We start from the raw sequence: 21,466 nt of genomic DNA, 5'->3' as shown, positions 1-21,466 counted from the left end.
TGGCACCCTTGACAATTTAGAGCGAAAAAGAAGCCTTAAAATAAAATAAATGAGAAAAAAGAGGATGGCAGTAATCGGTAAACCAAAGAAGAGCCATTGGCAAAAGGAGATACTAATCCCCTTTTCCCGGAGGATACCAATCGCCAAGGCATTGGGCGGGGTGCCGATCGGGGTGGCGATGCCCCCGATATTTGCGGCAAAAGGAATACCCAAAGCCAATGCCTTAACCAAAGGGTCATCCGCTGGGATTTGATTGATTAAGACCAAGACCAAACCGATCACTAAGGCGGTCGCTGCGGTATTGGACATCCACATAGAAAGAAAGCCCGTCACCACCATCAAACCGAATAAGATGCGGGAAGGAGAGTTCCCGACGCGTTTTAAGATTAAGAAGAGAAACCATTCGTCTAAGTTAAATTTCTTTAAGGTATAGGCTAAAACCAATCCCCCCAAAAATAAGACGATTACCGAGTCAAAAAAGGGAAAGAGGAAGACCTTAAAATCGCCAACAAATTTTGTGAGAAATAAGACTTCTAAAAAGAGGATGACGAAGGAAGTGATGTATAAAGGGACAATCTCTGTAATCCAAAGGAAGATGGCGATGGAAAGAATCCCTAAGGTGATGCGGGCTGGTTCTTTCATATCCGGAAAGGGGAGGCGGGAGATTAAAAATCCTAAAAAAAGGAAGACGCCGAGAAGGAGAAATTTCTTGAAATATCTTTTTTTCATTGCCCATTATAGGTAGCGGATTTAAGAAGTCAATAAATTTTCCCCTTTAAGGTACCTCTTGATTTTCCCTTTTTTCCTAATAAAATTTCAAGTGAGAGAAAATTCTCTTTATATCCTTTTGGGTGAGGATGATATCCGAGCGGAGGAATTTCTTTCCCATCTTAAAAGAGAGTTGGAAGAGAAAGGGGTCTCTTATGAGTCGGAGATACTTGATTGCGAAGAAATTGATATCCCCACCCTCGCGGAGAGGTTGTTAACTAATCCCCTTTTTGTTGAGAAGAAACTCCTCATCTTAAAAAATTCTTCTTCTCTCTTTTCCGAAAAGTCCCTATTGGAAAAAATACTTCCCATATTAAAAAAGATTGCTACTACTAAGAAAAGTCCGGTTTTAGTGGTGGCTAAGGTCATTTGGTCAAAGGAGATAGAGTCTTCTCTGAAAAAGGAAGGTTTGGCTAATTATACGATCAATCTCTACCGGGGGCAACCGTGGGCAATCAAAAGGGAACTCCGAGAGAGGGCAAGAAGGGAAGGGTATATCATTGATGAAGATTGTTTATCTCTAATTTTGGAATATGCGGGGGAAGATTATACGCAAGTCTATCAGGAATACGAAAAGGTTAAACTCTATGCTAAGACGCAAAGGATTACCCGGAAGGAGTTGGAGGAGGTGATCTCTCCGAGTAGGCGTTTTCCCATTCAAGAGTTAGGCAATGCTTTCCGGAATAGAGATCGGAAAAGAGCCCTTTTAGCCCTCCATAACCTCTATCTCTATGCGGGGAAATTGGAGGTGATTATCGGCTATTTGGCCGCTATTCTCTTCCGCCTTTTGGCGGAAGAGAAAAATCCCCTTTGGGAGAAGAGGGAGGTCATTTGGGGATTGAAGGAATTGGTAAAAATTGACAAGAGGATTAAGACGACCAGTTGTGACGGCGAGACCTTGCTTTGTCAATGGCTTGTCAGTTTATTAAAATGATTTTAAAAAGCGAGAGAGAAGAAACCTGGCATACCAAATCCCCCAAGGAGGTCTTAGAAGAATTAAAAACCCAAGCCGAAGGGCTTTCGGAGGAGGCGGCTAAAGAGAGGTTAAAGAGATTTGGTCCGAACCGGTTAAGGGAATTAAGAAGGAGAAATCTCCTCTTCTTTTTCCTGGAGCAGTTTAAGAACTTTCTCATTCTCATTCTGCTCTTTGCCACTTTAATTGCCATCCTGACTGGGGACTGGACCGAAGGTTTTGTCATTTTAGCGATTGTCTTCCTTTCCGCCCTTTTGGGGGGAGTCCAAAACTACCAGGCAGAAAGGGCAGTGCGCGAGTTGAAAAGCCTCCTTTCTCCTTATACCCGAGTGATGAGAGAAGGTAAGGAAAAGGTGATCTCCGCGGAGGAAATAGTACCGGGGGATATTATCCTTTTAAGCGCCGGGGATAAAATACCCGCCGACTGTTATCTTTTATCAGAAAATACCTTAAAGGTTGATGAATCAATTTTAACTGGGGAGTCAATTCCTGTGGAAAAGGATGTTTGTATCCTACCTCCCGAGACCCCCTCCTTTGCCCGGAGGAATATCCTCTTTTCCGGCACTTCGGTTGTCTACGGCAAGGGTAAGGCGGTCGTCTTTGCCACCGGAATGGATACCGAATTCGGAAAGATTGCCCAAGTCTTAGAAAAGATTGAGGAGAAAAAGACCCCCTTACAGATCTCTCTGGATAAATTGGGGAGATGGTTTGGGATATTAACTCTATTGATTTCCGGGTTAATTTTCTTAATCGGTTTTTACCGCGGAGAGAGTTTAACGAAGATGTTTCTTTGGGCAATTGCCCTGGCGGTGGCGGTTGTGCCGGAAGCCCTACCGGCGGTGATCACGGTCTCTCTTTCCTTAGGGGTGAAGCGGATGGCAGAAAGGAAGGGGTTGGTTCAGAAGTTAGCGAGTGTTGAGACTTTAGGGGCAGTGAATGTCATCTGTTCGGATAAGACCGGAACCTTAACTAAAGGGGAGATGGCGGTAAAGGAGATTTTCCTTCCCCCAAATGTCCTTGTTGAGGTTAGTGGTGTTGGCTACGAGCCAAAAGGAGAGTTTTTTCTTAAAGCGGGCTCTCACCCGAACTTAGAAGAGGCTCTGGATAGTTTACTTCGCGTTGGATTTTTATGTAATGATGCCTCTTTAAGAAGGGAAGGGGAGAAATGGGTAGTTGATGGCGATCCAACCGAAGGCGCCCTTTTGGTTCTTGCGGAAAAGAGAGGCTTAAAAAGGGAAGATCTTTTAAGGGAATGGCCGCGGGTTGACGAGATTCCTTTCACTCCGGAGAGGAAGTTGATGACCACCGTTCATAAAAAGGGGGACCTCTCTTTTATTGCCAGTAAGGGAGCGGGCGAAGTGGTTTTGGAGAGATGCCGATTGGAAGAGGGGGTCCGCCAGCAATACCTTTCTATCTTAAAGGAGATGGCGGAGAGGGGACTTAGGGTTTTGGGTTTGGCGTTTAAGGAAGGAGAGATCTTATCCGATGAAGGGATAGAGGAAGACCTCACCTTTTTAGGTTTTGTGGGGATGATGGACTTACCGAGGCCCGAGGTGAAACCCGCGGTAGATAAGTGCCGTGACGCCGGAATAAAACCGGTGATGATTACTGGTGACCATCTCCTCACCGCCCAAGCGGTAGCGAAGGAGATTGGCATCGCTCAAAGGGATGGAATTTCTTTAACGGGTGCCGACTTAGACCGGATGAGTGATGAGGAATTGACCGAAAAGGTTGAAAAAATTGACCTTATCGCCCGGGTCTCGCCCTTCCACAAATTACGGATCGTTTCCGCATTTCAGAGTAAAGGTTATGTGGTGGCGATGACCGGAGATGGGGTGAATGATGCGCCAGCCTTAAAAAAGGCGGATATCGGGATAGCGATGGGAATAACCGGAACCCAAGTGGCAAAGGAAGTTTCCGATTTGGTTATTCTGGATGACAACTTTGCCACAATTGTCCAGTCGGTGGAAGAGGGGAGGAATATATTTAAGAACACAAAGAACTTTTTAAGTTACGGTCTCACCTTACACTTAGCCGAGATACTCATTATCCTCTTCACCCTCCTTTTTGGCTTACCCCTTCCTCTCACCGCGGTCCAGATTCTCTTCCTCAATTTAGTAACCGATGGTCTGCCCCCCCTCGCTTTAAGTCTGGAAGCGCCCGAACCGGACCTTATGCGCCAACCACCCCGAGGAAGAAAAGAATTATTTTTCACTAAGCGCAATGTGGGATTCAGTTTAATTTTAGCGATTTTGCTCACCATTCAGGCTTTATTTATTTTCTTTAATCACCGCTCGGATATCAATCAGGCGAGGACTTTGGTTCTCTCTCTCCTTACCATCTCGGCAATGTTTAATTGCGGCAATTGGCGCTCGGAAAGATTCTCTCTCTTTAAGATTGGTCTCTTTTCTAATCCCCAATTACTCTTCGCCCAAAGCCTAACTTTCCTTTCCTTATTGGCGATCCTCTATTTTCCTCCTCTGGCTAAACTTTTTGAAATCGCCCCTTTCCCCTTTAGCCGGTGGTTAATAATTATTCCCCTCAGCGCCACCACTCTCCTTTTGGGGGAGTTATTAAAAAGGTTAAAATGGTAATTTTTTCCTTACCAGCGGGAACCGTAGCCTGCAAATTCCCAATCCCCTTCTTTGCGCCGGAATTGAAATTGGAGACCGCGGGGCTGACGTAATGACTGGTTTTCTCCATTTTTGATGGGGATGATATCCAAATAGACAGTGGCTAAGTTGTCAATTATCCTTATCGCCCCAAAGTCAAAATAGAAAGGGATTGGGAGGTATTGAGATTTTTTCTTTATCTCATCTAAGGTTAGCCAGAGGATCGGTAAGGGGGATTTATCTAAAAGTGGTTTCTCTTCGGGACGCCCCTTTTTTATAAAGACCAGTTGCCGAGGGAGATTTAGTTTTAAGAAAAGGTCACCAAAACCTTCCTTAGAGAATGCCTCCTTTATCGCTAAACCCAATAGTCTTCTCCGCTCTGACACCTCACCCCTTCCGTATTCAAAATCTTGACTTAAGATCGGGGTCAACCATAAGAGGCGCCAACCGCTATCGGTCTTAATCCAACTAGAGAAGAGATAGAGGTAATCCTTTTTATCCTCCCAAACCCAAGTGGACACTTGGCCAGTAAATCCGGTGATATTCGTAAACTTTGTCTCCACCTTCCTCATTTTTTTCCCTTTCAGCCATTCCGCCAGGGTGGTGGTAAATCTCTCTTCGGAGATTTCCCTTTGGAAAGTGGGATTGAAGAGGTTATAGATCCCTTTTACATTCTTCTTTTTCAAAAGACTTTTTAGCCGCTCTGCGGATTGGAAGAGGGTCCAACTCTCCTTATCCGGATAATTTCTTTTAAGATAAAAAAAAGGAAGAAGGGCAAAGGCAAAGAGAATAATAAGAAAGATAAAGATCAATAAGAACCAATTTCTTTTTCCTAACATATTAAATGCCATCCGCCATCTATCCCTTCTTCCGCCCCCATTTAGTAAATCTCCTAACTTCCGCCACAGCGGTTGGCGGCTTAATAGATGGCGGATAGCTCAAAATAAATAAGCAAAGAATGTGCCAAAAATGAATTGCCATTAAGTAATTGAAAATTTGGTAACTTATCTTATAAAGAAAGTCTATTTTTCTATCCCCCTGCCAAATTTTTTGGCAGAAATGCCAATTTTTTTGGATGAGAAATCTTCCATTTTTGTCACAAATTTGGGGGAAAGGATTGGAGTAGGTATTTCCTTTTGGAAGTGTCTTATCTTTACAACTTTTTATTTTTCTTTTATAATTAAAATCTATGAAGTTGGAATATAATTTTCCGGAGATAGAGAAGAAGTGGCAGAAGAGATGGGAAGAGGCAGGTATTTTCCGTACCCCAACCCATCCTAAGAATAAGTACTATTGCTTAGTGATGTATGCCTACCCTTCTGGCGATTTACATATGGGTCACATCAAAAACTATGTGATCGGTGATGTGGTCGCTCGGACTAAACGGCAAGAAGGGAAGGATGTCCTCCATCCCTTCGGCTGGGATGCCTTTGGTTTACCCGCCGAAAACGCCGCCATTATCCATAAGGTCCACCCCGAAGTTTGGACAAAGGAGAATATAAGGATTTCTAAGGAACACTTAATCCGCTTGGGAATAAGTTACGATTGGGAGAGAGAAATCTGGTCTTTTGATCCAAACTATTATAAATGGAATCAATACTTCTTTTTAAAATTTTACGAACGCGGTTTAGCCTACCGGAAAGGGGGATGGGTGAACTGGTGTCCGGGCTGTCAAACGGTCTTAGCCAACGAACAGGTAGTTGAAGGCAGGTGTTATCGGGGAACTTGTAACGCAATTGTGGAGAAGAGGAAGTTGGAACAATGGTTTTTTAAGATTACCGCCTATGCGGAGAGGCTCTGGGAAGGGATTGACCAATTAGAAGGTTGGCCGGAAAATGTGAAGATAATGCAAAGGAATTGGATTGGCCGCAGTGAAGGGGTTGAGGTATCTTTTCCGGTCTTGGGGACTAATTATTCCTTAAATATCTTCACCACCCGACCCGATACCCTTTACGGTGTGACCTTTATGGCAATCGCCCCCGATGCGGAGATTACCGAAGAACTGATAAGGGGAACAGAGGAAGAAGAAAAAATCAGGAAGTTTATAGAAAGAATCTTGAAGAAGTCAGAGATTGAAAGGCAGGCAATCGGTCGGGAGAAGGAAGGTATTTTCATTGGCCGGTATTGCGAAAACCCATTAAGTAAAGAGAAAATTCCAATCTTTATCGCCGATTACGTTTTAGCCTCCTATGGGACTGGTTGCATAATGGCGGTTCCCGCCCACGACCAGAGGGATTTTGAATTCGCTAAGAAATATAACTTACCAATAAGGGTGGTAATTAAACCATTCGGTTGTGATTTGAAAGAAGGGGAGATGGGTGAGGCATATACTGGTGAGGGGATAATGGTAAATTCCGGTCCTTTCTCCGGAAAGTCTTCCCCAGAAGGGATTAAGTTGATAACCGACTATCTGGTAGAGAGGGGTATCGGAAAGAGAAAGGTCAATTATCGTTTGAGGGATTGGTTAATCTCTCGGCAGAGGTACTGGGGGACACCAATCCCGATGATTCATTGTGAAAGGTGTGGTATTGTGCCAGTTCCCGAAGAGGATCTACCGGTCCTTCTTCCGGAAAAGGTTGAAGACTATCTCCCAAAGGGGAAGTCGGTTTTAGCCGGAGTGGCAGACTTTATTAACACGACCTGTCCGAAGTGTCGGGGTAAGGCAAAACGGGATCCGGATACGATGGATACCTTTGTTGATTCCTCTTGGTATTTTTTAAGGTATTTAGACCCCAGAAATGAGAAACTCCCCTTCACCTATGAGGCGACAAAGGAATGGTTGCCAATTGATAAGTATATTGGAGGGATTGAGCATGCCTGTGGGCATTTAATCTTCTTCCGCTTTTTCACTAAGGTTTTATACGATATGGGCCTCTGCGCCTATGACGAACCCTGCCTTTCCCTTTTTACCCAAGGGATGGTCCTTTTAGACGGCAAGGTGATGTCTTCTTCCCGGAAGCATGGGGTTTGGGTTGGTCCTTTCTTAGAAGAACACGGCGCGGATGTCGCCCGTTTAGGTATCCTCTTTGCTGCGCCTCCGGAAAAGGATCTGGATTGGAAGGATGAGTTAATCACCGGGGCGAAACGTTTCTTAAACCGGATCTATCGCCTCTTTGCAGAGAATAATTACCAGATAAGATTGGAGATGAAAAGAGAACCCCTCTCCCCTTCTGAGAAGAAACTTTATATCCGTTTGAATCAAACTATTAAGAAGGTTAAGGAGGATAACGAAAAGTTTCAGTTCAATACCGCGATCGCCGCCTTAATGGAATTCCTAAATGACTTAACCTCCTTCCCCGATAAAGAGAGCGAAGTCTTTCGCTTTTCCCTTTATAATTTCCTCATCCTCCTCTCCCCTTTCGCTCCCCACCTCGCCGAAGAGCTCTGGGAGAGGGCAAAAGGAAAGGGATTTATCTCCTCCTTACCTTTCCCGAATTATGACTCTTCCGCTATAAAATTTCCGGAGGTGGAGATTCCAATTCAAATTAACGGCAAACTCCGTTCCAAAATTGTTGTCCCCTTAGGAAGTGAAGAAGCGGAGGTTAAGCGATTGGCATTGGAAGAGAGCAAGATTAAAAATTATATTGCGGGAAAGGAGATAAAGAAGATTATCTATATTAAAGATAAGTTGCTCAATATCGTTTTGGATTAAGTAAATTATTTAAGACCTTTTGGTAAACTTCTAAGTCTTTTTTGGTGAAGAGGACGAAACGGATTTTCTTAACGGATTTTAATTGGGGTGCCATTTTTAAGATGGTCTTAATCGCCACCTCTGCTGCCTCTTCTATCGGATAGCCAAAATAACCTGTGGCGATAGCAGGAAAGGCAAGAGAGTCAATTTTATATTCTTCCGCTAATCTCAGGGCGTTTTCGTAACAAGCGGCCAGAAGTTTATCCTCCGGCTTATCCCGGCCGTAGACCGGACCAAGGCAATGAATCACATAACGATTCGGTAGTTTATAACCCTTGGTGAGGACCGCCTCTCCGGTCTTTAGCGGAGCAAATTTTCTACACTCTTCTGCCAATTCTGGTCCTGCTACCCGATGGATCGCTCCGGCTACGCCGCCGCCCGACCGGAGCCAGGCATTGGCGGCGTTGACAATCGCCGTCATATCCGGCTGCTTAGTAATATCCCCCTCTTGGCATTCAATTTCTAAATTGGCAAAGAGGAATTTCATCTCCCTGGAGGAAGGAAGATTATCTTTTCGGTTTTGCCACCAATTTTTAGGAAGTAAATTCCCGCCCTTTCTATCTTTTCTACCTTCTGACCAGAGAAGTTATAGATTGCCAACTTCTCTCGGCGGAGCCCATTCTTAATTTCTGAGATCTCCCGCCAGAAGGTCTTCAACTTTCTTGAGGCCTTCAAGACCTTATCCCGGGAAATTCCTGTAAAACTTCCCATCCCTAAGGTGAAGGAGAGGGAGTTTTGATAGTTTGTCCCGGTAAGATGAAGTAAGAAGGAGAGTACGGTATCGGAAGGGAAAGAACTAATACGGAAGCGATAAGGAGAAGATGAGTTATTCACTTCCTGGTTTGGTCCTACGGTGCCAAAATTGCAGGTTGAGTCAAGAACTATAAAGTCTTCTTCTTGCCGGCGTAACTTACCAATCAGGTTATTGACACTTGCCTGCCCCCGATTTCTTAAAAAGATAGTGAGAAGAACACTCTCCCCTGGTTCTAATATCCCGTTGCCATTGCCCCCTTGGGTATCATCAAAGATAACCCTCTCTAAGGTGAGCCAAGGGGTATTCTGCTCAACCGGTGGGAGGGTGGTTAATCTAATTGCCCGACCAGAGACCAAAGAAGCAGCATTCGGGTGGTAGGTATTATTATAGAGATAGCAGATCCCTCGGGTTTCTGTGTGGTCTTGACAACCAACCGTGCAGGAGAGGGCATCGGAGACTACGGCATATTGGAAGATTATCTCACCATCCCCGGTTGGGGTTTGATAATACCGGGGGTCAAATAAAATTGCCTCAAATGTCTCCCGGACATCCCTTCGCTGGTAATGGGGGCAATCCCAGAACATAATGATGTATCTATTATTTGCCTGGTCGTAATAATGGTAGACTTCGCCGTTCACCATCTGTTGCTGCCTCCTCGTATCCAAGTCATCCCAAAAGGGAAATACCCCCCGCACCGGCGCCGAAGGAGAGGGGATAGAGCGATTGTTTCCGGAATAATAGGTGGAACGGCCCATAACAAAAAAGCCATTGGAAGAAATTGAGACGGTATCATATTCCCGACCGTAGTATTTGAAGGTGAAGGGTAGTCTTAAAGAGACGATGGTATCATTCGCTTCGGTTGCCCCGGGGACAAGTTGACCAGAAGAACGGATGTCAACCCAATTATAATTTGGTGCCCGGCCCGAAGAGAGGTCGGTATTGTCATAAGAGTAATAGCCATAAGGGTCAGGTCCAATCGGTTGGGAAGGAGAACTCCCTCCTAAGACTAAAAGAATCCCAACCGAGTCCCGATAGGGAGAAAAACCATCGCCGAAGTAGATAAAATCTAAATAGATATTTTGCCCTCCAAAAAGGCTCGGCGAAAAGGTTAGAGAGAATGGGGTAAGGTTATTAAACTTCTCTTCTCCGGGCAAAAGGTTACCGAAGAAGGCTAAGGAATCAATCACCCGCACCTTCGGAGTTTTAGAGCGTAAGAGACCAAAAGCACCCGAGATAACATCCGAGCCAGTATTTCTTAAACCGAAGAGAAGTTTTCCGGATTCTCCCGGTTCAAATAAGCCATTGCCATTACCACCCGGTGCACTGTCCCGAACTGAATAGTTGGTAAAAGTGAGGATACCCCTTTGGATGAAAATGGAGAAATTAGTTTGCCAGTTATTCCCTAAGGTATCGGTAAGGAAAAGGGAAAATGGTAGAGTATAACCATCAGGCAAATCCGGAGAAAGTCGGAAGCGATAATAACCTTCATTTTCCCTTATTGAGTCCGGTGGGATTATGCCATAGGTCGCGCTTGAATCAAAAATTTGGCAGTTTGGGTCATTGGTCCTTAAAGTTCCCCGGAGATAATATGCTGGTACATCGCCGATATTTTTTAATAAGATTTTTAAGGAAATCTCTTCTCCGGGATTCGGTTTGCCGTTATTATTACCGTTTGGTGGAAAGTCATAAAGTCTTAAATCATAATAGACCGGATAAGGAGAACCAGAAGGGGGTAAGACCCAGATTGTGCCCAAAAAGGGTAAGGAGTTGCGTCCCGTACAAGTTAAGGTCATCTCCCCTGGGGTCTGGGGAGAGATGTTAAGGGTAATCTCGCCGGAGGAATTGGTATAACCATAGGCATAAACTTCTGAAGATTTAACTAAACAGATTAGGGCATTAGCCAAAGGTAAATTTTCCCTTCTCACCCGGATTGTGATATTTTGACCACCAATCCGAATTGATTGGGGATATTCAACAATTAAAGGTTTTGGGATACCAGTTAAGACATTTAATTCCGGGTCACCAAGAAGATTAAATCCTTCGTATTCTGCCTGATTAAAAAATCGGGCATAGATACTCTCTTTTGCCGCTAAGACCGCCTTACCCAATTGGTAATTTTCGGAGAAGAAAGTTCTAAAAAATCCCCTTGTGCAAACACCCCTAATTGGTGCCAGATTGGTTCCGGAATGGGTATTGCCGAAAAAGGCGACCGCCCCTTTCAATCCGCCTGAGGCGGACCCGACCTTTAACCAGGCTTCACCAACCATTGACTCATTTGGTGATAAGGTTAAAGTCTGGCAGGTGATAGAGGCGATGATTGGTAACATATTAACATTATTAGTCAATTGGACATTAACATTAAATGGCGTATACCAGTTATTGGTGGCATTTCCCCGGTATAAGACAATTCCCCGACCTTGATTTACGGCATTGATAACATCACCGGCTGAATCTCCCCTTAATCGGGAGAAGGTATCAACCTGAACAAATCCCGCGCTGCCCATCAATTGACAGGCAAACCGGACATTATTCCAATAGATTGTATCATCAGAAGAGCCATCTTCATTAACAATCCCAACCCCTTTCACTAGCCAAAAAGAATCAGCCAATGTCGGTATCTTCTCATAGAATAAAATCTTCTTCACCATTACGCTACACTGGGAAGCGGTCTTCGCCGGTAAGCGACCATAACAAAGTTCCGCCCGGTAGTCTCCTGAGACATTGGCATAGTAGTTATCGGTATAGATTCTTAAAGTAGAATTGTAATAACTGGGTAAGAGACTTGGTGCGCCAACTAAAAGTAGATATTCCGGTCTGGGATTATAGTTATTATAGGCATAGATGACAAAATTTCTGATTGAATCCGGATTAGAACCAATCTCGGATAGTCTAATAACTTTACACTTCATCCCTTTCTGGTTTTTCCATTGGGCAAGATCTTGCACAATATTATAGAAGTTGTCATGGGTAATGATTAAATACCTGGCTCCTTCCTGGGCGAAGAGAATTGAGAAGAGGAGAAGAAGCCCTTCCTTTCTCATTCCGTCAGGATTATCTTCTTAAATTGGGTCCCGTCTTTAAGAAAATAAATCCCCGGAGCAAGCGGTGGATTTTTCTTCCGACCCAAAAAGTCATAAAAGGTTTTTCCGGAAGGTTTCTTGACAAAAGGAGAAGAGACCATCTCTCGGATTCCTGTAGGATTAAGACAAAAGACTCTTCCTTCAAAGGGGATGGAGTTTCTGCCGGTTACCGTTAAGAGCATCTCCCCTTCGGTTGTCGGATTGATATTAAATGTTATCTCACCAGAAGAATTGGTATAACCATATTTATAGACCTCTTCCCCTTTCCAAAGGCAGACTAAGGCACTGGGAAGGCTTCTTCCTTCCCGCTCCACCCTAATTGTCAAATTCTGATTTCCTAAGGGAATCGTCTCCGGATAAGAAGCATAGATTTTCTTTGGGATACCGGTTAAGACATTTAATTCCGGATCCCCAAGGAGATTGAAGCCGTAATACTCATACTGGTTATAGAAACGGGCATAGATACTCTCTTTTGCCGCTAAGACCGCCTTACCCAGTTGGTATTCATCAGAGAATAACTTCCTGAAAAATCCCCGGGTGCAAACCCCCCTAATTGGTGCCAGATTGGTTCCGGAATGGGTATTGCCAAAAAAGGCAACTGCCCCCTTCAAAGAAGTAGTTGTCCCGACCTTTAACCAGGCTTCGCCAACCATTGACTCATTGTAAGGTGATAAGGTTAAAGTCTGGCAGGTGATAGAAGCGATGATTGGTAACATATTAACATTATTGGTTAACTGGACATTAACATTAAATGGTGTATACCAATTGCCGGTGGCATTTCCCCGGTATAAGACAATTCCCCGGCCTTGATTTACCGCATTGATCACATCATTAGCATTATGCCCCCGATATCGGGAGAAGGTATCAACCTGAACAAATCCCGCATTTCCCATCAGTTGACAGGCGAACCGGACATTATTCCAGTATATCGTATCATCTTCCGAACCATCTTCATTCACAATCCCAACCCCTTTCACTATCCAGAGGGAGTCAACCAAAGTTGGTGTCTTCTCATAGGTCAAAATCTTTTTCACCATCACACTACACTGAGCCGCGGTCTTACAGGGTAATCTCCCATAACAAATCTCCGCCCGATAATCACCCGAGACATCACCATAATAACTATCGGTATAAAGCCTTTGCGGTCCCTGACCAAAACTATAACTCGTCAAAAGGCTCGGTGCACCAACCAAAAGTAGATATTCAGGTTTCGGATCCCAGTTGTTATAGGCATTAATCACATAGTTTCTTATGGCACTCGCACTATTTCCAATCTCAGATAATCTAACAACTTTACACTTCATCCCTTTCTGGTTTTTCCATTGGGCAAGATCTTGCACAACATTATAGAAGTTGTCATGGGTGATGATTAAATACCTGGCTCCTTCCTGGGCGAAGGTAATTGAGGAGATTAAAAAGATTATGAGAAGACGCATATCTACTCCCTATTCTAAGATAACTTTTTTTATTGACTTGTCAATTCGCCTGGGGCGGATAAAATATATCCCTTTCTTTCTCATCTCTTTCACCTTCCGACCGCTGGCATCATAAATAATATCACCACTAACTCCCCAATCCCTTATCTTTGAATCCGCCTTTTGGCGGACTTTTATTCCTACATTGGTCATATGCCAATTTCTACCGCCATCTATTGTCCATAAAGCAAAATCTGTGCCACTCGCTATGCCAATCTCACTATTCAGAAACTCAATATCAAAAATCGTCCCCGGAACCCCAGTTACTTGACTTGTCCAATTCCTGCCGTTTGGAGTATATAGGATTGTACCAAACATCCCACTCGCCCAACCTTCCCGGCCAATAAAATGGACCGCCCGGAGATAATAACCAGTGGGAGGGTTTTGGATTTCCCAATTTTCTCCACCATCAGTGGTATGGAGGATACAGGGTTCAAGGGTCCGGTCATTACCACCAACCACCCACCCTTCGTTTTCGTTTGCGAAATAGCAGTCAAAGAAGTCATAGATGGTATCCTTTCTCAGTAAGGACCAGTTAAGACCACCATCTATTGTCTTTGCGATATAACCCTGACCCTTAATAAAGGTATCGCCAACCGGATATCTTCCGGCAACTGCCCAGCCGGTTAAAGAGTCAATAAAATAGACCCCATAAAAGTCAACCGTATCCCCGGGAAATGGGGGATTGGGTAGAATCACTTGCTCCCACTCTTCACCACCATTGGTCGTGCGTAAGATGATTGCCTCACCCGAAGCAACCCAGCCAAACCTTTCATTTAACATAAATACCCTCTGGGCAAATTTTGTTCCCCCCTGGTTTTGAGGCCGCCAGGAAAAACCGCCATCCCTCGTATGAAAGATAAAGCCCCCTTCCGCGGCAATCCACCCTAATGTATCATTTAAGAAGAATATATCATAGAGCCAACGCTCGGTCATATTCGGTCTGCCCAAATCCTGCCAGGTCCGACCGGTATCCCAAGAGGCATAGACCTTACTTGACTCCTTCTCCACGAGGTAGAAATAACCAGAAGGGGTAATGGCGCAACCGTGATACACCGTCTCTGAGAATAAGAGGTTAAAGGCAAAAAGTAAAAAGACGAAAGAAATCTTTAATTTCATAAAACCTCCTAAGGCACAATTATTTTAATCCTCCTTTTCTCCATAATCAAGTAATAAATCCCCGGACCTATTCTCTTTTTCCCTTCAAGGAAGACCCTTTTGCCCAAGGCATTGTAAATTTTTATCTCCTTCTCCGTTTTTCCGTATTTATCAAGAAAGTCTCTCATCTTCGTAATTGTTGGGAATACCCTTTTCTCTTCCCGCTCTCTTTCCCTAAGGAGACTGAAAGTATCCGGTGGGTTGGTGGTAAATTTTATCGCCCTTTCCGGTCCTAAGGGAGAAATGCCAATCGGGTACTGGTTGGCAAAGGTGACTAAGAGATAATCGCTTCCTGAGGGCGAGAGAATCCCCACCGTCGCGTAGTTGTGACAATCACCAGGAAATGAATCGTCGTTCTGGCAGTAGAGATACTGGTAAATAATCTCGCCGTCACCGGTGCGGGTCGGATAAAATTGCGGGTCAAAGAGGCAAATCTCAAAGGTCTGTAATTCCCCGAGTATCCGATTCCGAAAACCATGGATGTGATGCACCCTTGACCATTCAATAATATAGATATGATTTTCGCTATCGTAGTAGTGATAAACACCGGAAGCATTAAGGGTATCGGGTCGGAAATCGTCCCAGAAGATTGCCAAGAGGTTTGTTGGGGAATAGGGTGAAGGCAGGTTAAAGTTATAAGGACTCTTAAACTCGGATGCGCCGAGAACACAATAGCCATTGGCACTCACAGAGATTTGATTAAACTCTATCCCGAAGTAGCGAAATGGGAAAGGGAGAGAGAGAGTAACTATTCCATCATCGGTTAGATTTAATCTCTCACCAGAGCCGCCATAATTCGGGTCAATCTCCCGCCAAAAGTAGTTCGGCCTCTGGGGATGATTATCATTATTCTCATAGGCATAATAGCCATAGAGGGAAGGACCGTAAGGTTTCCTCTCTTCATAAGGACCGGTAGATAAGAGAAAATCTAAACTCTCTTTTAAGTTATTATTGACATAGAGAAAGAGCCGGAATTTTAATTTCCGGTTGCCGGTGAAATCGGTGGAGAGATAGAAATTGAAGGGGTCAAGATTTTCCTTCTCTTCATTCGGCGAGAAGTAACCAAAGTTAGCAATGGAATCACTAAAAAAACCGGCATCGGTTAAAGCCCTTAAAACACCGGAAACTTCTCCCCCTTCCCGACCGGTATTCTTAATCTTGAGATAGAGACTCACATCCTCTCCGGGTTCTAAAATCTGGTTATTCCCATCACTAACCCTTGCCGATAAGAAAGTAAAGGCAGTTGAGTGAACCTCAATCTTAAAACCAGTACTAAAAGATCTCCCTCCACTATTTAAGAGAAGGGAGAAAGATAGACTCTCTTTATCTTTTGCGGTCTCTTTAATTAAGACCCTTAAAGGACCGAAACGGGAAGTGGCCTGGGGTGGGATGTCACCAAAGGAGAGAAGAGAATCTAAGACTTGCGCCTTTGTCCCATCACTTCTTAAAATACCCGAGACATCATTTAAGGGATTAGTACCATAATTTTTTACCGTTAAATAAATTTCCTGTATTCCCGGAGAAGGGGAACTTATCTCATAAGAAAAGAACCCGCAATGAAACTCTCTCAATTCCACCGGTAGGCTCACCTGATAGGGTAAGTAGTCCCTTTTTGTAATCGTTAGGGTGATAGAACCCGGTTGCGGTAGATTTAAGTCCAAGTAAATTTCCCCTTCCCGATTGGTCCAATCCGCCTGAGGCGGACCTTCGGTAGAATAAAAGGAGACAAGGCAGGATTCTAAGTTAGTACTCACCCTCACCCTCTGGGTGCCAACCGCTAAATTTTGCGGATGATTTGGATAAAGGGTTTTGGGAACTCCCCGCCAGAGGGAGAGGGTTGGGTCTCCTAAGATATTATAAGACTGGATATGGATTCTCAAATCTAAAGAATCAGAAGGCAGGGGAAAGTTTCTTATAAGTTCTTTCTTCGCATAGAGGAAGACTTCCCCGGCGGTGGTGATGCCTTTATTGAATATGGCGTCGTATACCGCACAGTCTAAGAAATTATTCCAGCGGGTAGAGGTTGTCGTATAAGAAGGACCAAAGAAAAGGACTCCCCCTTTTGGTTGAGTAGGTGTGCCTGCCCTCAGCCAGACTTCACCGAAGCAAGGATTCCGAGCAAAATTACCGGTGGCGCAATAGAAACTTGTCACCACTGGCAGTTTGAAGCCATTATTTAAGTTTCCGACATCATTCCGGTCAAATCTCGGATATTCCCAGCCATCAGAATTTCCCCAGCCCCGACCGTTTACATACAAAACCCCCCGATTCACCGCCGAGGAGATTGATTCGCCAGTAGTAGAAGGTGGATGGAACACGGTATCCACCATTAAAAAGCCACTCGCCAGAAGATTCCTTCTTAAAAGACGTTTCGTCTCCAAAGCGGTAACCGCGGGTGTGCCACTTCCCCCAACATAACTGGTCGCGACCATTAAGGCACGCTTAAAATAGAGAGTATCCGCCGTAGGAGGATTTTTCTCATAGGATAAAATCTTTGCCACCATCACATCCAACTCACTGGTATTACTCGCCGGGAGCCGACCGACCAGGACATCTGCCACTAACTCATCAGTGAGACAGCCGTAATAGTAATCCGTAACTCCGGTTGGTGGTCCGGGCAGGTCAAAAGAAGGAATCTTATTTATGGCACCAACCAATAAGGTATATCTGAGATTGGTAGAATCGGCAAGGTGTTGGATATATGATTTAATTTGGGGAGCGGTGGAGCCAATCTCGGAGATCTTTCTTAAAAAGAGATTATAACCCTTCTCCTTTTTCCATTGGACTAAGGGCTGGATATTATTATAGAAATCATCAGGAGTGATCACTAGTAATTGGGCGGAAAGAATCTGGAAGATGAAAGTTATTATAAGAGATTTAATCTTTAATCTCATAAATTATCACCCCCTTATCCCTTTCCCCAACTAATAAAATTTCTTTTTCCGGGTGATAGAGGACACACCGGACATAGCCTTCTTTAAGATGTGCCTTCTCTTCGGGTGGAAAAGAAGATAGGTCATAAAGATATAACCCTCCTTCATTTGCCGCTAAAAATAGATAATTATTAAATCCGGTAATCTTCTGGGCATAACCAGAGATCGGGATGGAAGTTAAAAACCGCGGCCTCTTCTTATCAGCAATTGAAGCAATGGTTATTGCCCGGCCGTCGGCGATAAAGAGAAAAGTATCTTTCACCCACAAGTCTCTTGCATTAAGAGAAGAGTCAAAACTACTAACTCTCACCGGAAAGGAATCGGTCGCCAAATAAATCATAACCCCCAGTTGTTCACATGCTAAATAGATATACTCCCCGTCAAAGAAGATCCCCCGGACACTGGGAAAGTTCTCCTTCTTTATATCAATTGGGTAATTGGGGTCAGAGACATCAAAGGTGATAAACTGTTCCCTTGCCGCACAATAGACCTTTTTCCTCAGAGAGTCGTAAGCCAAACTATAACCGTAGGCGACCGAATACTCATTAACCCCAATCGGATAGATGGTATCCGGTAAAGAGAATTTAAGAATTAATAACTCCTTCTTGCCGTAAGCCAAAAAAGCGAAAGAGTCAGAAATTTTCACATCCCAAGAGGTATTCTCAAAATCAAGATACTCTAACACCTTCCTCTCCTCCTTTAAGTCAATCACCTCTAAGCCACCTTGACCAGAAGCGACAAAGAGATAATCGGAATTGGGTAGGAATGCCATCCCGTTCGGATAACCCCTTAAACGCACTTCTGAGACTTTAACTAAAATCTCTTCTTTTGGTTTCGGATAGCCACAGAAGAGAAGGAAGGAGAGTCCAAGAAGTAAAATTTTATTCATATCTCACCCCCAGCGAGAAGATGCTTTTCTCATAAGACTTCTCCTCACTAATCTCTTCGCTCTCGGAGTTACTCTTCCTCTTTTTATAGAGATAGCCAAAAGAGAGATAACTCTTCTTTTTAAGGGGAAAGGAGAAAGAAAATTCCATTTCTCCGATGAGGTCCTTTCTTCCCCTATGCGTCGGGTCAATTTTCGTCGTAAAGTCCCTCTTCTCTAAACTTAAAGAAATGCCGAGACCAATCCGGCTCCGATAACCTAATTTTCCCATTATCCCCCGATAGGAGATATCCGGTTTTTCGCCTGAGGTGGAAAGTCCGCCATCGGCGGAAAGGAAATTTAATTTAAATTCCCCTCTTATCTCGCCAAAGGCGGATCTTATCTCGCCAAAGGCGGATCTTAGCCCTAAGGAATAAATCTTAGAATCGTACGCATTATAAAGGGCAGGATAATCCCTAAGGGAAAAGGAAAAGAGAAGAGAAGTCTTCTTGGATGTTAATTCTCCTTCCCAGGAATGGGAAGTGTAAGTTAGATTCCCATTTTTTAAGGGGCGGATTAGATAATACGGGCAAAATTCGTATTCTATAACTCCGAACCGGTTCACTCTGCCAAAGAACCTTTTACCTTGAGTTCGGAATTGGGTATAACTCTTAATCGGATTTTGGTAGTAAAAATTACCCGTGAAAGTGAATGAGAAGCGATACTCTTTAATTGCCCAAGAGAAGGGTTGAAAAGAGATCCGGGTTAGTAAATCATCATAAGTCTTAATCCCCATCTCTTTACCAGAGAGGAAATCATCTCTTTGGGAATCGGAGAGGAGGAAGGGGTTGGTGTCGTAACGGAAGGAGAAGGAGATCTTTTCTCCGAAAAGGTAAAAGTCGAATAGGAAGAAGACCAAAAAGCCCACTAAACTACCTTTTCTCATAAACCTTCACCATCCCCCGGGTTTTTACTTCAATTGAGTACTCTCCGGATGGTAACTCAAGATAAAAACCTTTGGGCCGGGAGACATTTTCCTTAGAAGATGAAACTATGGGACTCAAACCGACTAAAAACTCCTTCTCTATTATCTCTCCGCCCTCTTTCTTAATAAAAACCCGCATTGTCTCTTCACCTTTTTCTTGGAAGAGCCGAGCCAAAAACTTATACTCTCCCCCTTTTAAGTTGATCCGGATTGGGGTTTCGTAATAAAAAATATTGCCATTCTTTTTGAGAGTGACCAAGGATTTATAAAGTGTTGGTTTTACTTCTTCCCATTTCACCTTTTCCAAGATAATCTTCACGGCGCAGGTCTCTTTTTCAGAAGAAAGGAGGTGGAGACGGAGGTGATGGGTTCCCGAAGGGATGGGGAAATTAATCACCCGCAACTTACCATACCTCCTTCCCTTTTCGTCTTTAGTCCGGGAGGCAGGCGTCTTAAAGGAATAAAACTTCTCCCCCTCCTCGGTTTCCAAGACTAATATGTATTTCGCTTCTGCCAAATTCTCAGGGTATAGGATGTGGGTATTGATTTTTAAGTTTGCCGGTCCAAAAGCCGTAATCTCAATCGGGTTTTTCTTAGTGAGAATTCTATACTCTTCCTCCACCACCTTCAACTTCCTTAACTTCACCATCTCCCCAGAAGCGCCAAAGTCCGCCGCAGGCGGAAAGAAGATAAGAAAGGCAAGGCAGATCACGCGGCTCATATCGCCTCCTCCTCAATTTTCTCCCTCTTTGGTAAGAGGTAATATTCTATATCATAACGGATGATAATAAAAAGGGCAATTAAAATTAAAAGCGCAAAGAGGTAAGCAAAAAAAAGGGAATAGACCTCTTCTTCGTAGATTTTCCCTTTCCCTGGGGGTTGGAAAAGGTCTTCCCTCTTTATTGATAGCCTTTTTAATAGGGAACTTGGTTGGGAAAGGCCTAAGACCTTAACTTTTCCTTTTCTCATCTCTTTTTCTAAGGGGGTATTCGGCAAATCGCCGATCAGACAGAAAATTTTCCCTTTCGGATAAAGGGGGATCTTCTCTTCTGTGAAAAGGGGAATGCCATTTCTCTCCGCCGCTTGGGAGAGTAGTTCCCGAGCAAAGGGTGAAAGACCGAATCCGCCTAATAGGACATATTGGGTTCGGAAAGGAAGGAGGTGAGAAGAGTTTAATATCCCTTCCATATCTAAATAGGTAAAACTGGGATGGTTGGCACCCCAAGGGGCAGAGGTTAAAGAGCCTAAAATAAAAGGGTTTAAGCCTAAAATTTTAACCGCTGCCAAAAACGAGAAGTAAAGACCAGGGAAAGAGCCATCAAGGGCAACTAACACGGTATCCCCTTTTCTAACACCCTCTCTTTTTAGGAGGGAGAGGATAATTCCGGCAAAATTGGGGGAGGTCGTCAAAAGAACTTCATCAAGACTTTTATGACCAATTGTGATGGGAGAGGAAGGCCGGCCAATAAGACCGGAGAGGTATGGGTCATTTATGGAATCCAACTCAATTCCCCTCTTTAGCCTCTCTTCCTTGATAAGGGAGAAGGCGCTCTCTGCCAAACGCGCCGCTTCTAACATCTCCGAATAATCCTTCGCCTTCACCACCTTCTTCGTCTCCATCTCCAAGAGTAAAAGAATAATTGAGAAAAGGGCAAAGGCTAAAAGAGTAGTTTTTCCAACCTTGCCGTATCTCCGTTTCATAAAGGTAATCTTCCCTGAGAGAGGATAATCAAGAGGAATCGGACCAAAATCGCCACTACGGTTAGACTTGATAGAGTTTCAATAATACCCTGGCGGTTAATCCAATAGGCTAAAAGGCCGGGAATTACATAACCAATCGTCTCAATGGATACCACTTCGCTCTTTAAGGGAAGGGCGGGGAAAATCTTTGTCAGATAGCCCAAGAGATAACCCAAGACCACGCAGAAGAGAAATAGGCGCCGGCCGTAAAGGATGATAAAAGAACTGACAATCTGGGCGATAAGGGCACAAACTATCCCTAAGAGAATAGTAGAAAAGACCCGGAAAGGCTCAGATAGAGTTAAGGCAAAATAACCCGGAACAACAATCCCACCCGCCGCTAAACCTAATGTCTCAGAAAGGAGGAAACTGAAAAACATCCCTAAGCCAACACCTTCAATCAGCATAGAAAGAGAAGAAGCAAAAATCGTG

General features: G+C 44.1%; 15 protein-coding genes. 3 read left to right on the top strand and 12 right to left on the bottom strand.

The features are described 5' to 3' along the window. Positions 1–729 (bottom strand): SLC13 family permease (locus ABIL00_05025; GenBank protein MEO0110117.1); only part of this gene is annotated, 729 nt, incomplete at its 3' end. A gap of 91 nt (positions 730–820) precedes the next feature. On the opposite strand from ABIL00_05025, the gene holA reads away from it, so the two are divergent. Together holA and ABIL00_05015 are read left to right on the top strand one after the other, a co-directional pair. Then, complete coding sequence (gene holA / locus ABIL00_05020) at positions 821–1,702, top strand: DNA polymerase III subunit delta (GenBank protein MEO0110116.1); 882 nt, start codon at positions 821–823, stop codon at positions 1,700–1,702. Beyond that, a complete protein-coding gene (locus ABIL00_05015; protein ID MEO0110115.1) occupies positions 1,699–4,335 on the top strand; it encodes a cation-translocating P-type ATPase in 2,637 nt (878 codons plus the stop codon). Before holA ends, ABIL00_05015 begins: the two co-directional genes overlap by 4 nt. An 8-nt stretch (positions 4,336–4,343) precedes the next feature. On the opposite strand, the gene ABIL00_05010 is transcribed toward ABIL00_05015, so the two are convergent. After that, a complete protein-coding gene (locus ABIL00_05010) occupies positions 4,344–5,204 on the bottom strand; it encodes a hypothetical protein (protein ID MEO0110114.1) in 861 nt (286 codons plus the stop codon). 338 nt (positions 5,205–5,542) lie between these two features. On the opposite strand from ABIL00_05010, the gene leuS reads away from it, so the two are divergent. Then, positions 5,543–8,005, top strand: a complete 2,463-nt coding sequence (leuS, locus tag ABIL00_05005) for a leucine--tRNA ligase (protein ID MEO0110113.1) — start codon at positions 5,543–5,545, stop codon at positions 8,003–8,005. On the opposite strand, the gene ABIL00_05000 is transcribed toward leuS, so the two are convergent. From ABIL00_05000 to pgsC, 10 genes are read right to left on the bottom strand one after another with little or no spacing between them, the layout of a single operon-like run. Beyond that, positions 7,986–8,531, bottom strand: coding sequence for a macro domain-containing protein (locus ABIL00_05000; protein ID MEO0110112.1), 546 nt, complete (start codon positions 8,529–8,531; stop codon positions 7,986–7,988). The two genes, leuS and ABIL00_05000, sit on opposite strands and share 20 nt — an antisense overlap. Beyond that, complete coding sequence (locus tag ABIL00_04995) at positions 8,528–11,839, bottom strand: C25 family cysteine peptidase (GenBank protein MEO0110111.1); 3,312 nt, start codon at positions 11,837–11,839, stop codon at positions 8,528–8,530. The genes ABIL00_05000 and ABIL00_04995 overlap by 4 nt, the downstream gene beginning before the upstream one ends. Next, complete coding sequence (locus tag ABIL00_04990; protein MEO0110110.1) at positions 11,836–13,314, bottom strand: C25 family cysteine peptidase; 1,479 nt, start codon at positions 13,312–13,314, stop codon at positions 11,836–11,838. The genes ABIL00_04995 and ABIL00_04990 overlap by 4 nt, the downstream gene beginning before the upstream one ends. Positions 13,315–13,323: 9 nt before the next feature. Beyond that, on the bottom strand, positions 13,324–14,472 hold the full coding sequence (locus ABIL00_04985) for a YCF48-related protein (protein ID MEO0110109.1): 1,149 nt from the start codon (positions 14,470–14,472) through the stop codon (positions 13,324–13,326). Positions 14,473–14,480: 8 nt separating this feature from the next. After that, positions 14,481–17,405 (bottom strand): C25 family cysteine peptidase, encoded by a 2,925-nt coding sequence (locus ABIL00_04980; GenBank protein MEO0110108.1) that lies wholly within the window; start codon positions 17,403–17,405, stop codon positions 14,481–14,483. Further along, positions 17,389–18,333, bottom strand: coding sequence for a hypothetical protein (locus ABIL00_04975; protein MEO0110107.1), 945 nt, complete (start codon positions 18,331–18,333; stop codon positions 17,389–17,391). Before ABIL00_04975 ends, ABIL00_04980 begins: the two co-directional genes overlap by 17 nt. After that, on the bottom strand, positions 18,326–19,255 hold the full coding sequence (locus tag ABIL00_04970) for a hypothetical protein (protein MEO0110106.1): 930 nt from the start codon (positions 19,253–19,255) through the stop codon (positions 18,326–18,328). Before ABIL00_04970 ends, ABIL00_04975 begins: the two co-directional genes overlap by 8 nt. Further along, positions 19,242–20,015, bottom strand: a complete 774-nt coding sequence (locus tag ABIL00_04965; GenBank protein MEO0110105.1) for a hypothetical protein — start codon at positions 20,013–20,015, stop codon at positions 19,242–19,244. The genes ABIL00_04970 and ABIL00_04965 overlap by 14 nt, the downstream gene beginning before the upstream one ends. After that, positions 20,012–20,995 (bottom strand): poly-gamma-glutamate system protein, encoded by a 984-nt coding sequence (pgsW, locus tag ABIL00_04960; GenBank protein MEO0110104.1) that lies wholly within the window; start codon positions 20,993–20,995, stop codon positions 20,012–20,014. The genes ABIL00_04965 and pgsW overlap by 4 nt, the downstream gene beginning before the upstream one ends. Further along, the gene (gene pgsC / locus ABIL00_04955) at positions 20,992–21,441 is read right to left on the bottom strand and encodes a poly-gamma-glutamate biosynthesis protein PgsC (GenBank protein MEO0110103.1); all 450 of its coding nucleotides are present in this window, start codon (positions 21,439–21,441) and stop codon (positions 20,992–20,994) included. The genes pgsW and pgsC overlap by 4 nt, the downstream gene beginning before the upstream one ends. Positions 21,442–21,466: the final 25 nt, after the last annotated feature.

This window comes from candidate division WOR-3 bacterium, from assembly GCA_039801905.1.
Classification (GTDB): Bacteria; Hydrothermota; Tepidihabitantia; order Tepidihabitantales; family JBDRVQ01; genus JBDRVQ01.
This window is presented reverse-complemented; position numbering and strand designations above follow the sequence as displayed.

What these genes read in the sequence shown, in the direction of transcription:
- ABIL00_04985 (MEO0110109.1), bottom strand. Translation starts at nt 14,472, where the DNA reads ATGAAATTAAAGATTTCTTTCGTCTTTTTACTTTTTGCCTTTAACCTC.
- ABIL00_04980 (MEO0110108.1), bottom strand. Translation starts at nt 17,405, where the DNA reads ATGAGATTAAAGATTAAATCTCTTATAATAACTTTCATCTTCCAGATT.
- pgsC (MEO0110103.1), bottom strand. Translation starts at nt 21,441, where the DNA reads ATGCTGATTGAAGGTGTTGGCTTAGGGATGTTTTTCAGTTTCCTCCTT.
- ABIL00_04965 (MEO0110105.1), bottom strand. Translation starts at nt 20,015, where the DNA reads ATGAGCCGCGTGATCTGCCTTGCCTTTCTTATCTTCTTTCCGCCTGCG.
- ABIL00_04970 (MEO0110106.1), bottom strand. Translation starts at nt 19,255, where the DNA reads ATGAGAAAAGGTAGTTTAGTGGGCTTTTTGGTCTTCTTCCTATTCGAC.
- ABIL00_04995 (MEO0110111.1), bottom strand. Translation starts at nt 11,839, where the DNA reads ATGAGAAAGGAAGGGCTTCTTCTCCTCTTCTCAATTCTCTTCGCCCAG.
- ABIL00_05015 (MEO0110115.1), top strand. Translation starts at nt 1,699, where the DNA reads ATGATTTTAAAAAGCGAGAGAGAAGAAACCTGGCATACCAAATCCCCC.
- leuS (MEO0110113.1), top strand. Translation starts at nt 5,543, where the DNA reads ATGAAGTTGGAATATAATTTTCCGGAGATAGAGAAGAAGTGGCAGAAG.
- ABIL00_05010 (MEO0110114.1), bottom strand. Translation starts at nt 5,204, where the DNA reads ATGGCATTTAATATGTTAGGAAAAAGAAATTGGTTCTTATTGATCTTT.
- ABIL00_04975 (MEO0110107.1), bottom strand. Translation starts at nt 18,333, where the DNA reads ATGAATAAAATTTTACTTCTTGGACTCTCCTTCCTTCTCTTCTGTGGC.
- ABIL00_05000 (MEO0110112.1), bottom strand. Translation starts at nt 8,531, where the DNA reads ATGAAATTCCTCTTTGCCAATTTAGAAATTGAATGCCAAGAGGGGGAT.
- pgsW (MEO0110104.1), bottom strand. Translation starts at nt 20,995, where the DNA reads ATGAAACGGAGATACGGCAAGGTTGGAAAAACTACTCTTTTAGCCTTT.
- ABIL00_04990 (MEO0110110.1), bottom strand. Translation starts at nt 13,314, where the DNA reads ATGCGTCTTCTCATAATCTTTTTAATCTCCTCAATTACCTTCGCCCAG.